The sequence below is a fragment of the Enterobacter sp. EC_64 genome (assembly GCF_019584165.1).
Lineage (GTDB): Bacteria > Pseudomonadota > Gammaproteobacteria > Enterobacterales > Enterobacteriaceae > Enterobacter > Enterobacter roggenkampii.
Map to the genome: position 1 here is coordinate 38,513 of NZ_VDAS01000011.1, position 14,655 is coordinate 53,167.

Annotated in this window: 10 protein-coding genes; 3 read left to right on the forward strand and 7 right to left on the reverse strand. The window is 57.7% G+C overall.

The features are described 5' to 3' along the window. Nucleotides 1–45: 45 nt before the first annotated feature. Nucleotides 46–2,751, reverse strand: coding sequence for an HTH-type transcriptional regulator MalT (gene malT / locus FHC52_RS10955; protein ID WP_008503059.1), 2,706 nt, complete (start codon nt 2,749–2,751; stop codon nt 46–48). Between the two features lie 587 nt (nt 2,752–3,338). Between malT and malP the strand changes: the two genes are divergently transcribed. Both malP and malQ read left to right on the forward strand, forming a co-directional pair. Then, nucleotides 3,339–5,732 (forward strand): maltodextrin phosphorylase, encoded by a 2,394-nt coding sequence (gene malP, locus FHC52_RS10960; protein WP_045353292.1) that lies wholly within the window; start codon nt 3,339–3,341, stop codon nt 5,730–5,732. Between the two features lie 9 nt (nt 5,733–5,741). Next, on the forward strand, nt 5,742–7,820 hold the full coding sequence (malQ, locus tag FHC52_RS10965) for a 4-alpha-glucanotransferase (RefSeq protein ID WP_126288622.1): 2,079 nt from the start codon (nt 5,742–5,744) through the stop codon (nt 7,818–7,820). 87 nt (nt 7,821–7,907) lie between these two features. On the opposite strand, the gene gntT is transcribed toward malQ, so the two are convergent. From gntT to gntX, 3 genes are all read right to left on the reverse strand, one after another. Continuing rightward, nucleotides 7,908–9,224 carry a gluconate transporter gene (gntT, locus tag FHC52_RS10970; protein ID WP_013099097.1) on the reverse strand — a complete coding sequence of 439 codons (1,317 nt, stop codon included), beginning with the start codon at nt 9,222–9,224 and terminating at the stop codon, nt 7,908–7,910. Between the two features lie 316 nt (nt 9,225–9,540). Continuing rightward, nucleotides 9,541–10,116 (reverse strand): Fe-S biogenesis protein NfuA, encoded by a 576-nt coding sequence (gene nfuA, locus FHC52_RS10975; RefSeq protein WP_008503055.1) that lies wholly within the window; start codon nt 10,114–10,116, stop codon nt 9,541–9,543. Nucleotides 10,117–10,177: 61 nt separating this feature from the next. Next, the gene (gntX, locus tag FHC52_RS10980) at nt 10,178–10,861 is read right to left on the reverse strand and encodes a DNA utilization protein GntX (RefSeq protein ID WP_126288624.1); all 684 of its coding nucleotides are present in this window, start codon (nt 10,859–10,861) and stop codon (nt 10,178–10,180) included. A 35-nt stretch (nt 10,862–10,896) separates the two neighbouring features. On the opposite strand from gntX, the gene bioH reads away from it, so the two are divergent. Next, a complete protein-coding gene (bioH, locus tag FHC52_RS10985; protein ID WP_008503053.1) occupies nt 10,897–11,679 on the forward strand; it encodes a pimeloyl-ACP methyl ester esterase BioH in 783 nt (260 codons plus the stop codon). Here bioH and feoC read toward each other — a convergent pair. From feoC to feoA, 3 genes are read right to left on the reverse strand one after another with little or no spacing between them, the layout of a single operon-like run. Continuing rightward, nucleotides 11,651–11,890, reverse strand: coding sequence for a [Fe-S]-dependent transcriptional repressor FeoC (feoC, locus tag FHC52_RS10990; protein ID WP_008503052.1), 240 nt, complete (start codon nt 11,888–11,890; stop codon nt 11,651–11,653). The two genes, bioH and feoC, sit on opposite strands and share 29 nt — an antisense overlap. A gap of 12 nt (nt 11,891–11,902) precedes the next feature. Continuing rightward, complete coding sequence (gene feoB / locus FHC52_RS10995; RefSeq protein ID WP_021242189.1) at nt 11,903–14,221, reverse strand: Fe(2+) transporter permease subunit FeoB; 2,319 nt, start codon at nt 14,219–14,221, stop codon at nt 11,903–11,905. Between the two features lie 30 nt (nt 14,222–14,251). Then, a complete protein-coding gene (feoA, locus tag FHC52_RS11000) occupies nt 14,252–14,479 on the reverse strand; it encodes a ferrous iron transporter A (RefSeq protein WP_008503050.1) in 228 nt (75 codons plus the stop codon). Nucleotides 14,480–14,655 lie beyond the last annotated feature (176 nt).

Sequence of the window (14,655 nt, forward strand, 5' to 3'; positions counted from 1 at the left end):
TTGTTTTCCCTCTCCCTGTGGGAGAGGGCATCAGACCGCACAAAACTAAACGCCGTACCCCATCATCTTCAACAGCTGCTGCGCATGCTGCACCGCATCCTGTCGATGCGCCACGCCCAACTTCTGGTACAGGTTGCGGATATGCGTTTTGATGGTGGTCGCCGCCACCGCCAGCTCGCCGGCAATCTGCTCGTTGCTGTAGCCTGAATAGATCAGCCCCAGAACCTGCCATTCGCGCTGGGTAAGCGGACTGGTGCGGATAAGCTCCGGCACTTCCGGGTGGTTCAGCAGACGTTCAACGAAGTTCTCATCGAAATGCGCAAACTTGTGCCGATGATGCTGGTTAATCTCGCGCAGAATGCGCTGGGCGCGATGCTGATCCAGCTCCGGCAGCGTGTTGAGCTGAATGAGCTGACGCAGCTGCTGCGCCATCACTTCCCCTTCAATCACAAAGTGGCTGATAAACCCGGTGCGGTTTGCCAGCTGTAGCGCCTCCAGCAGCACGCGCTGGGCATCGTTTTTACGGCCCGCCTGCCAGTAGAGCTGGTTTTGCAGCAGCAGGTTGCGGTTCAGGTCGCTCATCAGGCGCAGGCTGCGCGCGTTTTCGTTCAGCTCTTCCAGCACAATCTCTGCGGGCTCTAATTCACCGAGCAGGATCTGCGCGCGGGCAATGTTGCGCCACTGGCTCTGCAGGAAGTGGTTGTTGGCAAATTCCGGTTTTGGCGTCTGACGCAGCCAGTTGGCGGCGGATTTTTTATCGCCGGTCATCTGCCAGTAAATCACCCGGACCTTGTCGGCGTTTGACACCCAGTCGCTATGATACTGGCCGTTGCCGAGCAGGTTTTCCAGGCGGTTAAGATGGTTGCGGGCGTTATCGAGATCGCCGCGCGCCAGCGAGCACTGCACCAGCAGCGCCAGGCACTGCAGCTGCTGCTGAGGCTGGAAACTGGAAAGGACGTCCACACCCTGGCGGGCGCAGCTTTCTGCTTCATCCAGACGCGACCATGCCCACAGTAATTGAGCGCGAATACGCAGCAGGAACTCGTGCATCGGCAGCTGTTCCAGATGCTGCTCGCGAATCAGCTGGAACGCTTTCTCCTGGTTTTCCCAGGCGGCCTGCAGGAACCCCTGCGCGAATAAAATCTCGCTCTGCTGGATCAGGCTCCACAGCGCGTAGTGCCAGACATCATGACGACGCGCCATCTGTTCGGTTTGCTGCATCAGTGAAAGCGAGCGCGTGAGATCGCCTTTGCAGTGCAGCACTTCGCCGTGTACGGAGGTCGCAACGATGCGGCTGTAGAAGTTGGCCAGCGGCAGTTCATCCAGCGCGACCATCGCCAGCCGTTCCGCTTCGTCCGGGTCGCCGTCGTTAATGGCCACCTGAGCGCGCAGCGCGTTGAACTCGCCGTGCAGGGTAGTATCCATCTCGCTTTCCATCTCCTGCTCGGCGCGCGCCAGCAGGGTGTTCACTTCGCTGTAGCGATGCTGGCTCTGCATCAGCCAGGCCTGCAGCAGCACCAGACGCGGATTCTCCAGCAGGCTTTCCCACGGCAGGGCTTTCAGGGACTCTTCCAGCAGGGTCAGCTCGCTGTGGTTAAACAGGCCCCACGCGTGATTGAGGAGGATATCGCGCAGCATGCTGGCGTCACCGGCGGCCAGCGCGTGGTGGATGGCCTCGCTCGGGAAGCCCTGTGCCATCCAGCTTTCGGCAGCGGCGCGGTGGATCTCCGGCAGTTCAACCGCCAGCTCCCACTGACAGCGCTGGCGCAGGAAGCTACCAAACAGCGGATGATAGCTAAACCACTCGCCGGGATCGTCCATGCGCGTCAGGAAAAGGCCCTGACGTTCAATCTCTTCGAGCTGAAGCTGACCGTTTTCACAGCCCGTCACCCGCACGATCAGCGCATCGTTCATGGAGCGCAGCAGCGAGCTTTTCAGCAGGAAATTACGCGTCGAGGGATCGACGCTGTCCAGCACCTCATCCACCAGGTAATCAGAGAGGTGGCTGGCGTTGATGCCGGCCAGTCGGCGCGCTGACTGATGCGCCGGGCTGTTGTTTTGCCGGGCAGAGAGGGCAATCAGCTGCAGCGCCGTTGCCCAGCCTGCGACGTCATCACACAGACGGCTGCTTTCGGCGGCCTCAATCGGTGAGTTCAGGCGGCAGTCGAAGAACTGTTTCGCTTCCTGGTGGGTAAAAGCAAGCTGTTGGCTACCCACTTCCAGAAGCTGATCGCGCACGCGCAGGTTGGCAATACCCAACTGCGGCAGGTTGCGTGACAGCACCACTAACGTCAGGTTTTCCGGCTGATGGCGCAGGAAGAAACGCATCGATTCATGAATCACCGGGTTAGTGATGAGATGGTAATCATCAATCACCACGTAAAGCGGGCGATGCCATTCAGCCAGTTCGATAAACAGCTGAGAGAAAAGGGAGGACAGGCTGGCGTACTGGCGCTTTTGCACCATCACCTCACTGGCGACGCAGTGTCCATGGGTGGCTTGCTGTATGGCGGCAATCAGATAGCTGGCAAAACGTTCTTGCTGGTTATCGCCCTCATCAAGGGAGTACCAGCCAAGATCGCTCTTACCTGCGGCCCATTGCGAGATGAGCGTTGTTTTTCCATAACCTGCAGGGCTCGTAACCAGCGCCAGTCGGAAATTATGCGCGCCGGAAAGTTTAGCCAACAGACGCTCGCGGACCACTGTATGGTCAAGACGAACCGGGCGACTTAATTTAGACGGAATCAACATAGGTTTCACTTCACTGTGGGGAACGAGAGATTTTATTTTTTTGCGCTTCGTAATTAATACGATATAAGGTCGGTCAGAAAGAGAACTATTGCAAGTTATGTCTGGATTTGGTGGCTCTGAATTTGCACTCTGTCACAAAACATTCAGGCAGATGATGGAACTTTCTGGAAAGGGCTTTAATGCCGCGTCAATGCTGGCTTGTATGGTTGTGCTGCGGCTGCGCTGAAACTGGTTTCAGGCAGGGATAGTGACGTCAAATTTAATAAAGTGTGGGTAAAGTTCAGTGAGAATAATACCTTTCCTGGTCATGACATCCTGTTGCAAAAATATTATTCCGGGTAAGTAATTATTTCGGCTGGGTTTAATTTCATCCGAAACTGCATTTCATTTCTTTGACATTCTCCTCGGTTACTTTTTTATCTTCCGGGCACACTCGAACTATGCTCTGAGAGTGGCCTTGATCACACTTTTCTGCTCATCCCCGCTACTCCTCCCTGTCTAATCCCCTACGGGAGGAGGAAGAGGTGAAATGAGCCAGGCACACTAGCGCCAACTTGTGTTTTCTTTCTAAAGGATGCCGATCCCCTATGTCACAGCCTACCTTCAACAAAGCTCAATTCCAGGCTGCCCTGACGCGTCAGTGGCAGCGTTTTGGCCTTCATGCTGCTAACGAGATGACGCCTCACCAGTGGTGGCAGGCAGTGAGCGGTGCGCTCGCAGAGCAGCTGGATGCTCAACCTCTGGCAAAACCGGCAAACGGGCAGCGCCATGTAAACTACATTTCAATGGAGTTCCTGATTGGCCGTCTGACGGGCAACAACCTGTTGAACCTCGGCTGGTATCAGGAGGTTGGTGACGTTCTTAAAGAACACGACATTAACCTGACCGATCTGCTGGAAGAAGAGATTGACCCGGCGCTGGGCAACGGTGGCCTGGGGCGTCTGGCGGCCTGTTTCCTGGACTCCATGGCGACCGTCGGCCAGTCGGCGATTGGTTACGGTCTGAACTACCAGTACGGCCTGTTCCGTCAGTCCTTCGCTGACGGCCATCAGATGGAAGCGCCGGACGACTGGCATCGCAATACCTACCCGTGGTTCCGCCATAACGCGCAGCTGGACGTGCAGGTTGGCATTGGCGGGAAAGTGACGAAACAAGGTCTCTGGGAGCCTGCGTTCACCATTACCGGCGAAGCCTGGGATCTGCCGGTGCTTGGCTACCGTAACGGCGTGGCGCAGCCGCTGCGTCTGTGGCAGGCGAAGCACGCCCATCCGTTTAACCTGACCAAATTTAACGACGGCGATTTCCTGCGTGCCGAGCAGCAGGGCATCGACGCCGAGAAGCTGACCAAAGTTCTCTACCCGAACGACAACCACCTGGCCGGTAAAAAGCTGCGCCTGATGCAGCAGTACTTCCAGTGCGCCTGCTCCGTGGCGGACATTCTGCGTCGCCATCACCTGGCGGGCCGCAAGCTGGCGCAGCTGCCGGACTTCGAAGTCATTCAGCTCAACGACACGCACCCGACCATTGCCATCCCGGAACTGCTGCGCGTGCTGATTGACGAGCATCAGCTGAGCTGGGACGACGCCTGGGCCATCACCAGCCGTACCTTTGCCTACACCAACCACACCCTGATGCCGGAAGCGCTCGAGTGCTGGGATGAGAAGCTGGTGAAAGCGCTGCTGCCGCGCCACATGCAGATCATCAACAAGATTAACGACCAGTTTAAAACCCTGGTGGATAAAACCTGGCCGGGCAACAAAGCGGTCTGGGCGAAGCTGGCGGTGGTTCACGATAAGCAGGTACGCATGGCGAACATGTGCGTAGTGAGCGGCTTTGCGGTGAACGGCGTGGCGGCGCTGCACTCGGATCTGGTGGTCAAAGATCTGTTCCCGGAATACCACCAGCTGTGGCCGACCAAATTCCACAACGTGACCAACGGCATTACGCCGCGTCGCTGGATCAAGCAGTGCAACCCGCTGCTGGCTGGCCTGCTGGACAAGACCCTCAAGAAAGAGTGGGCGAACGATCTGGACCAGCTCATCAACCTGGAAAAATACGCTGACGACGCGAAATTCCGCGAACAGTACCGCGCGATTAAGCTGGAGAACAAAGTTCGCCTGGCGGCGTTCGTGAAAGCGCGCACCGGGATTGAGATCAACCCGAATGCGATTTTCGATATCCAGATCAAACGCCTGCACGAGTACAAACGTCAGCACCTGAACCTGCTGCACATTCTGGCGCTGTACAAAGAGATCCGCGAGAACCCGCAGGCTGACCGCGTGCCGCGCGTGTTCCTGTTCGGCGCGAAGGCGGCGCCGGGCTACTACCTGGCGAAAAACATTATCCTCGCCATCAATAAAGTGGCGGAGGCGATCAACAGCGATCCGAACGTGGGCGACAAGCTGAAGGTGGTATTCCTGCCGGATTACTGCGTCTCGGCGGCTGAAATGCTGATCCCGGCGGCGGATATCTCCGAGCAGATCTCAACCGCAGGAAAAGAAGCCTCCGGTACCGGCAACATGAAGCTGGCGCTGAACGGCGCGCTGACCGTCGGCACGCTGGACGGGGCGAACGTCGAAATCGCCGAGAAGGTGGGCGAAGAGAATATCTTTATCTTCGGTCATACCGTGGAAGAGGTGAAAGCCATCAAGGCCAAAGGCTACGACCCGGTGAAATGGCGTAAGAAAGACAAAGTGCTGGACGCGGTGCTGAAGGAGCTGGAGAGCGGCAAATACAGCGACGGCGACAAGCACGCGTTTGACCAGATGCTGCACAGCATGGACAAACACGGCGGTGACCCGTATCTGGTCATGGCGGACTTCACGGCCTACGTTGAAGCGCAAAAACAGGTCGACGTGCTGTATCGCGACCAGGAAGCGTGGACCCGCGCGTGCATCCTGAACACCGCCCGCTGCGGCATGTTCAGCTCTGACCGCTCAATCCGTGATTATCAGGCCCGTATCTGGCAGGCAAAACGCTAAGGAAGCGCGATGGAGAGTAAACGTCTGGACAGTGCCGCGCAGGCGGCGGGAATTAGCCTCAGTTACATTAATGCTCACGGCAAACCACAGTCTATTGGCGCCGACACCAAAAGACGTTTGCTGGATGCCATGCACAAAACCGACGCGAAAGCGTCGGCTGCGCCGGTGCCGAACGTGAAGGTATTCACCGCAGGTAAAAAGATGCCGCTCGCGGTGGAAGGGCGCGGCGAGTTTAGCTGGCTGCTCACGACCGAAGAGGGGCATCAGCACAAAGGCCACGCCACCGGCGGCAAAACCCTTAACCTTCCGGCGAAGCTGCCGGAGGGCTACCACACCCTGACGCTCACCCAGGACGATCGGCGTTTCCACTGCCGGGTGATCGTCGCGCCAAAACGCTGCTACGAGCCGCAGGCGCTGCTCGAAGGGAAAAAGCTGTGGGGCGCCTGCGTGCAGCTCTACACGCTGCGCTCCGACAGCAACTGGGGGATCGGTGATTTTGGCGATCTGAAGAACATGCTGGCATCCGTGGGCGAGCGCGGCGGCGCGTTTATCGGCCTCAACCCGATCCACGCCCTCTATCCGGCCAACCCGGAGAGCGCCAGCCCGTACAGCCCGTCCTCCCGTCGCTGGCTGAACGTGATTTATATCGACGTTAACGCCTTAGATGACTTCAAAAACAGCAAAGAGGCGCAGGCCTGGTGGAAACTCAGTACCACGCAGCAGGCGCTGAAGCAGGCGCGCGAAGCCGACTGGGTGGATTACTCCACCGTCACGGCGCTGAAAATGGCCGCGCTGCGTCTGGCGTGGAAAGGCTTTTCGCAGCGCGATGACGAGCAGATGGCGGCGTTCCGCCAGTTCGTGACGCAGGAGGGCGAGAGCCTGTACTGGCAGGCGGCGTTCGATGCGCTGCACGCGTATCAGGTGAAAGAGGACGAAATGCGCTGGGGCTGGCCGGTCTGGCCTGAAGCGTATCAATCCGTCGACACGCCGGAAGTGAAAGCGTTCTGTAAAAAATATGCTGATGAAGTGGACTTCTACCTGTGGCTGCAGTGGCTGGCGTACAGCCAGTTTGCCGCCTGCTGGCAGGTGAGCCAGGGCTACAAGATGCCGATTGGCCTGTATCGTGACCTGGCCGTCGGCGTGGCGGAAGGCGGCGCGGAAACCTGGTGTGACCGCGAGCTTTACTGTCTGAAAGCCTCCGTCGGCGCGCCGCCGGATATCCTTGGCCCGCTCGGCCAGAACTGGGGCTTGCCGCCGATGGATCCGCACGTGATGGCGGCGCGCGCCTACGAGCCGTTTATCGACCTGCTGCGCGCCAACATGCAGAACTGCGGGGCGTTGCGTATCGACCACGTGATGTCCGTGCTGCGCCTGTGGTGGATCCCGTACGGTGAAACGGCGGATCACGGGGCATACGTGCAGTATCCGGTTGACGATCTGCTGTCGATCCTGGCCCTGGAAAGCAAGCGTCACCAGTGCATGGTGATCGGTGAAGATCTCGGTACCGTGCCGGTGGAGATTGTCAGCAAGCTCCGCGACAGCGGCGTCTACTCCTATAAAGTGCTCTATTTTGAAAACGACCATGAGAAAACCTTCCGCGCGCCGCAAGCGTACCCTGAACAGTCAATGGCAGTCGCGACGACGCATGACCTTCCTACGCTTCGTGGCTATTGGGAAAGCGGCGATCTGACCCTTGGCAAAACGCTGGGCCTGTATCCTGACGAAGAGGTGTTACGCGGCCTGTATCAGGATCGCGAGCTCTCTAAACAGGGGCTGCTGGATGCGCTGCATAAGCATGGCTGTCTGCCGAAGCGCGCCGGGCATAAAGCGTCGCTGATGGCGATGACTGCGACACTCAACCGCGGTTTGCAGCGCTATATTGCCGACAGCAACAGTGCCCTGCTGGGCCTGCAGCCGGAAGACTGGATTGATATGACGGAGCCGGTGAACATTCCGGGTACCAGCTATCAGTACAAGAACTGGCGTCGCAAGCTGTCCACCACGCTTGAGGCGATGTTTGCCGATGATGGGGTGAACAGGCTGATTAAGGATTTGGATAAGCGGCGAAAAGCTGCTGGTAAGAAGTAATAAAAAACCCGCCAGTGGCGGGTTTTTTATTATCAGGTGGTGCTCATGTAGGTCGGGTAAGGCGTAGCCGCCACCCGACTTAGGGCATCAGACCACCATATTCAGCAGCAGCACCCCGACCAGACCGCACACCGAAATAATGGTTTCCAGCGCGGACCAGGACTTGATGGTTTCACCGATCGTCAGGTTGAAGTACTCCTTGAACAGCCAGAAGCCCGGATCGTTTACGTGAGAGAAAATCACGCTACCGGAACCGACGGCGATAACCATCAGCTCAGGGCTCACGCCCGTGGTGGCAATCAGCGGCGCAACGATGCCGCCTGCGGTGATCGCTGCAACGGTCGCAGAACCCAGCGCAATACGCAGAACCGCGGCAATAGACCAGGCCATCAGAAGCGGCGACACGTTGGTTTCATGCATCATGGCAGCGATGTATTTGTCCACGCCGCTGTCGACCAGAACCTGTTTGAACGCACCGCCACCGCCGATGATCAGCAGCATCATGGCAATGATTTTGATGGAAGAGGTCAGCGTGTCGTTGATCTGATCCATGGAGCGGCCGCGGTTCAGACCGAAAGTGAACATCGCGATCAGCACGGCAATCAGCGTTGCCATCACCGGGTCACCCAGGAATTCTGCAACGGACAGGAACGCATGACCTTTCGGCAGAACCATCTCTGCCACGGCGCGCATCGCCATCAGGATCACCGGTACCAGAGAGGTCCAGACGCTGACGCCAAAGCCAGGCATCTCTTCTTCGGTGAAGGTTTTGGCGCTGTACAGACCTTCCGGAATCGGCTTATCAATGCCTTTCAGGAAGCGGGCATAAACCGGGCCTGCCAGAATCACCGTTGGGATCGCCAGAATAGTACCGAACAGCAGGGTTTTACCCATGTCGGCGTGGAAGATGGTCGCGATAGCGGTTGGGCCCGGGTGCGGCGGCAGGAAGCCGTGGGTCACGGACAGCGCCGCGGCCATTGGCACACCGACATACAGCAGCGGGATGCTCGCGGCAGCCGCAATGGTGAACACCAGCGGCAGCATCAGCACGAAGCCTACTTCATAGAACAGCGCGAAACCAACGGTAAAGCCGGTTAACACCACTGCCCACTGAATGTTCTTCTTACCAAATTTGTCGATAAGCGTGGTGGCAATACGCTGCGCGCCACCGCAGTCCGCCAGCATTTTACCGAGCATGGCGCCGAAGCCCATGATCAGCGCCAGGCTGCCGAGCGTGCCGCCGACACCGGCTTTAATCGAGCTGATAACTTTTACCAGCGGCATCCCCTGCATCAGACCGACTGCAAGTGCCACCAGAACCAGAGCGATAAATCCGTTCATTTTGAAGCGGATCATCAAGAGCAGTAATAACACAACACCGATAGCAACGATGACTAATGGCATGATTTACCTGGCCTTTGAATTGTTATGGGTAACGTCATTGTTTCAACGACAAATTCCGGTTGTCCCAACTGGGAACAGAGAAGTAACGGCACTAATACTGATGCCTTTTAAACGATTAAGTTTAGTCGGCTGTTATGAGTGTGCTTAGTGCCCATGAGAATGATACGGGTAACATGGCGTGATTGAGAATCACCCTGGAAGGCAAAATGTGAATTATGAGACGCAGGTCAACATATAGAGGGGAGCGAAGAGGGGGAGCAGGGTTTTGTAGGCCCGGTAAGCGCAGCGCCACCGGGCAATACAGACGGGCAATGAATCAGTAGTAAGAGTGCTCGCCGCGCTGGTGTTCGGTCAGGTCACGCACGCCTTTCAGTTCCGGGAACTCGTTCAGCAGCTGCTTCTCGATCCCTTCTTTCAGGGTGACATCGACCATTGAACAGCCGTTACAGCCGCCGCCAAACTGCAGAATGGCAAAACCTTCGTCGGTGATTTCCATCAGGGAAACACGACCGCCATGGCCAGCCAGCTGCGGGTTAATCTGGGATTGCAGCAGATACTCAACGCGCTCCATCAGCGGGGCATCGTCAGACACTTTACGCATTTTCGCGTTCGGCGCTTTCAGGGTCAGCTGAGAACCCAGCTGATCGGTGACGAAGTCGATCTCCGCATCTTCAAGATACGGTGCGCTCAGCTCATCAACATAGGCGGTGAGCTGTTCAAATTTAAGGGCAGTGTCGGTGGCTTCCACGGCGTCCGGAGGACAATAAGAAACACCACATTCTGCATTCGGCGTGCCTGGATTGATCACAAACACACGGATCTGCGTCCCTTCTTCCTGATTTGCCAGCAGTTTGGCAAAGTGCGCTTGTGCAGAATCGGAAATACGGATCATAGCTTTGGCCTAATAGTTGACTAAATTACCTGGGTATAATCATACGCCCATTGAAGAAGGGCTACAAGGTACGGCACAGACACCATACCTGAACCGACGCGGCGCCGCTTTGCAAAAGCAGTCGGGAAAGTTCAGCAACGGTACTGCCTGTGGTGACGACATCATCCACAATCGCGATATGGAGACCGTCGACCTGCAATTCAAGGCGAAAGGCATTTTTGAGGTTTCTTTTGCGAAGCCGGGCGCTGAGCTGATGCTGGATGGCGGTGGCATGAACACGCGTCAGCGCGCGGGCATCATACTGACAGCCAAGCCACCGGGCGAGGGGACGGCAGATCAGGTCGCTCTGATTGTAACCGCGTCGCCAGTGGCGGCGTCGGTAGAGGGGAACATTCACCACCCTGTCGATTTTCGGCAATGCGCGGTGGCGCCGCGCCTGCAAAACCGCCAGCAGTAGCAGTCGCGCAAGGGGCTGTGCCAGGGAACTTTGACCGGAAAACTTCAGCGCGTGAATCAGCCTGCTCAGCGGCGGAACATAATCATCCACCGCCACCAGCGCGCTCCACGGCGGGGATTTTTTCAGGCACCGGCCACAGGGCAAAGAGGGATTTGTGGCCGGTAAACCACATTGTGGACAGATCCCGATACGCCATTGCAGCGATCGCGTACAGACGGAGCAGATGCCCCACCTGCTGAGTGCCAGCGGCATTCGGCATAGCCAGCACAACCCAGGTACTGTTAGCATGTGCAACCTCCATGTGAAAAAGAGAACAGTAACTGATGAAGACGCTGTGGTGGCAGACCGTCGGAACGGGAAATTGCCATCTTGTGCTGCTGCACGGATGGGGACTGAATGCTGAAGTGTGGCGTTGCGTAAGCGAGGAACTTGCCTCGCAATTTACGCTGCATCTGGTGGATTTGCCGGGTTATGGCCGCAGCCGCGGCTTTGGCGCGATGTCGCTTGATGAGATGGCGCAGCAGGTTCTGGACGCCGCGCCGCAAAACGCTGTCTGGCTGGGCTGGAGCCTGGGCGGGCTGGTGGCAAGCAAGATTGCGCTGGATAACCCCGGGCGCGTGAGCGCGCTGGTCACCGTTGCCTCGTCACCCTGCTTTAGCGCGCAGGACGCGTGGCCGGGGATCAAGCCTGAAGTGCTGGCAGGATTCCAGCAGCAGCTAAGCGACGATTTCCAGCGGACGGTGGAGCGTTTTCTCGCGCTGCAGACGATGGGTACAGAAACCGCGCGTCAGGATGCGCGCACGCTGAAGCAGACCGTGCTGTCGCTGCCGATGCCTGACGTTGAGGTGCTTAACGGGGGGCTTGAGATACTCAAGACGATCGATCTGCGTGAACCGCTGGCGTCGCTGGCGCTTCCGCACCTGCGTATGTATGGCTATCTGGACGGGCTGGTTCCGCGTAAGGTGGTTCCACTGCTGGATAACCTGTGGCCGGAAAGCCAATCAATGGTGGTCGCTAAAGCGGCACACGCGCCATTTATTTCACATCCTGGCGAGTTTTGTTCGGCGCTGTCCGCCTTTATTCGCGCAGTGCCCACCACTCCCTGAGGCAGGCTTTTCCTTCCGGGCAATGTTTACAGCTGCCGGACAGACAACCGTCCGGCTCTTCCTGAATGCGCACCGCTTTCCCCATGGCTTCCAGTCTTTCCAGCATGGCGTCGATCATCGGCTGCGGCGTATGCAGGCTGAGGCTCAGCTGTTTCGCCTCCATTCGCCCCTGCAGTGCCAGCAGGTCACGAACCTGAATCAACGATGCCATGGGGTGTGCTCCTTAGTGACAGTCGCCTGCCGGGCTGTTGCAGCAGGTCGCCGCGGTTTTACGGTTTGCCAGCAGGTCGATGTCGACGCGGCTGCGTGCCCGCCGCAGCAGGCCGAGAACGATCACGTTAAACAGCACAACCGCGAGAATGCAGACCAGGCTGTAGCGCGGGTGCTGGCTGAAATTAACGGTTTGATAAAACAGCGTCGCCAGCGAATACGCGATGTTTAATCCCCACAGGATGGAGAAGCCCATCCAGCCGCGGCTGGACTCGCGGGCAATCGCCCCCATCACGGAGATGCATGGAATATAGAGCAGAACGAAGATGAGGTAGCTGTAGGCCGCGGACGCGCTGCCAAACTTCTCGCCCATCACGCCCATGGCACCGGTCGCCATCTCGCCGTCGCCTTTGCTCGCCTCAATCGGGTTCGCCAGCACGCTCAGGCTGAAGGTGTCCTTCAGGCTTTGCCAGGTTTCCTCTACGGCACCCAGCAGTTCGTCACCGAGGTGAAACTCCGCCGGGTTAAATTCCTGCTCCTGAATGTTCTCGGCGGTGTAGAGCGTGTTCAGGGTACCGACAACCACCTCTTTTGCCATCGCGCCGGTAAACAGCCCGACGGTTGCCTGCCAGTTATCCTCATGCACGCCAATTGGTTTGAAGACCGGCGTGATGACGCGGCTGACGGAGGCGAGGGCAGAGTCGTTAATGTTATCCGCTGCCTGTCCACTCAGGGTAAAGCTGTTCAGCGCGCTCAGGAAAACGCTGACGATGACAATCACCTTACCGGCGCGCAGGACGAAGCCTTTCAGGCGCTGCCAGGTCTGGATCGCCAGGCTTTTCAGATGGGGGACGTGGTAAACCGGCAGCTCCATCACGAACGGTGACGCTTCACCGCGCATGATGGTGTGTTTCAGCATTAAGCCGGTCAGGATCGCCATCACGATGCCCAGGACATACAGCGAGAAGACCGCCAGCGCGCCCTGCTGGCCAAAGAAGGCTGCCGCAAAGACCGCAAAGATCGCCAGTCGGGCACCGCAGGACATAAACGGCGCCATCATGATGGTCATCAGACGCTCGCGCGGGGCATCCAGCGTGCGCGCGCCCATCACCGACGGCACGTTACAGCCGAAGCCGACGATCAGCGGGACGAAGGATTTGCCCGGCAGGCCCAGCGCCTGCATCAGACGATCCATCACGAACGCCGCGCGCGCCATGTAGCCGGAATCTTCCAGGAACGAGAGGAACAGGTACATCATGCCGATCTGCGGCACCAGCGGCAGAACGGTATTGATACCGCCGCCGATCCCCTGCGCGAGGAAGATGGTGAGCCATTCCGGGAAATGCAGGGTATAGCCCACCCACTGAATGCCGTGCACGAAGACCGCGACGGAACCGGCGTCAAAAATCGGCTGCAGCGCGCCACCGATGTTAATGGCGAGCAGGAACATCACGTACATCACCAGCAGGAAGATCGGCAAACCGAGGAAGCGGTTGAGCACAATCTTATCCACCGCCGCCGTAAAGCGGCTGGGTTCTGCCGTCAGCGCGTTACTGACCACGTCGCAGATCGAGGCGATAGCCTGGTAACGGGCATCGGCGATGTGCAGCGCCGGGTCGTCCAGCTCGTCGCTAAGACGGGCCACCGTCACGTCCAGCTTATCGGCCGCATGACCGGCATAAGCGCGGCTGTAAATATCCCCTTCCAGCATCTGCAGGCCAAGCCACAGGCGCTGTTTCGCAGGCATGGCTTTGTCCATCTCCTGCGCCAGCACGTTGGCTTCGCGCAGGAGAGGCTGGGCGTAATGCACCAGCTCAACGTCGCGATTTCCCGCGTGACGGTCAATGGCCAGCTTCAGCGCATCAATACCGCGCGCGCGCGTCGAGACCAGCGGAACGACCGGGCACCCGAGGCGCGCGGAGAGGGCATCAACGTCGATGCGTAGCTTTTGTTTCTCTGCGATGTCGAGCATGTTGAGCGCCACGATGCAGGGGATACCCAGCTCCAGCAGCTGCAGCGTCAGATAGAGGTTACGCTCGAGGTTCGAGGCATCGACCACGTTGATCAGCAGATCCGCATCGCCGCCAAGAATGTAGTGACAGGCGATTTGCTCATCGAGCGAAGTTTGCGACGAAATGGTGGTTAAGGAGTAGGTGCCGGGAAGGTCAACCAGCGTCACCTGGTTGTCTGTCGTCGTGAACTGGCCCTCTTTACGTTCAACCGTTACGCCCGCCCAGTTGCCCACGCGCTGGCGAGCCCCGGTCAGCTGGTTAAAAAGCGTAGTCTTGCCGGAATTAGGATTGCCAATTAAGCCAATAGTTAACTTTTTCATTTTTCTGGACTCACTGAAACCGCTGGCTTGTTATCGGGATAAGGCTTCGACTTCTATTAACGCGAGGTCTTTTTTACGCAGGACCAGATTCACGCGTCGGGTTTCGATATGAACCGGATCGCCTAACGGCGCCACGCGTACGACCTGGAATGACGAGCCGGGCAGCATGCCAAGCGACAGCAGCTTTTGCCGATAGGCCGGGCTAATTTCGCGGGTAAAACCGGTAATCTTCCATGCACTGTCTGGAGTGAATTGCATAACGCCTGATTCCACGAAAGGTTAAATTATCTACTATGCGATGATAATGAGAATAGTTTTTATCAGCAATATTAAAACTGTGACGGAATGTTGTTTACGGTATTAATTTACGGCCTGTTTGACCTTGCTCAATATTTGCTGAAATGCCGGGAAAACGAAAAGAGAGGTATTTGTTA

Bases quoted from the DNA above. Each gene is read 5' to 3' on its own strand.
- gntX (WP_126288624.1), bottom strand. From the start codon at position 10,861: ATGCTAACAGTACCTGGGTTGTGCTGGCTATGCCGAATGCCGCTGGCA.
- feoA (WP_008503050.1), bottom strand. From the start codon at position 14,479: ATGCAATTCACTCCAGACAGTGCATGGAAGATTACCGGTTTTACCCGC.
- feoC (WP_008503052.1), bottom strand. From the start codon at position 11,890: ATGGCATCGTTGATTCAGGTTCGTGACCTGCTGGCACTGCAGGGGCGA.
- gntT (WP_013099097.1), bottom strand. From the start codon at position 9,224: ATGCCATTAGTCATCGTTGCTATCGGTGTTGTGTTATTACTGCTCTTG.
- malP (WP_045353292.1), top strand. From the start codon at position 3,339: ATGTCACAGCCTACCTTCAACAAAGCTCAATTCCAGGCTGCCCTGACG.
- nfuA (WP_008503055.1), bottom strand. From the start codon at position 10,116: ATGATCCGTATTTCCGATTCTGCACAAGCGCACTTTGCCAAACTGCTG.
- feoB (WP_021242189.1), bottom strand. From the start codon at position 14,221: ATGAAAAAGTTAACTATTGGCTTAATTGGCAATCCTAATTCCGGCAAG.
- malT (WP_008503059.1), bottom strand. From the start codon at position 2,751: ATGTTGATTCCGTCTAAATTAAGTCGCCCGGTTCGTCTTGACCATACA.
- bioH (WP_008503053.1), top strand. From the start codon at position 10,897: ATGAAGACGCTGTGGTGGCAGACCGTCGGAACGGGAAATTGCCATCTT.
- malQ (WP_126288622.1), top strand. From the start codon at position 5,742: ATGGAGAGTAAACGTCTGGACAGTGCCGCGCAGGCGGCGGGAATTAGC.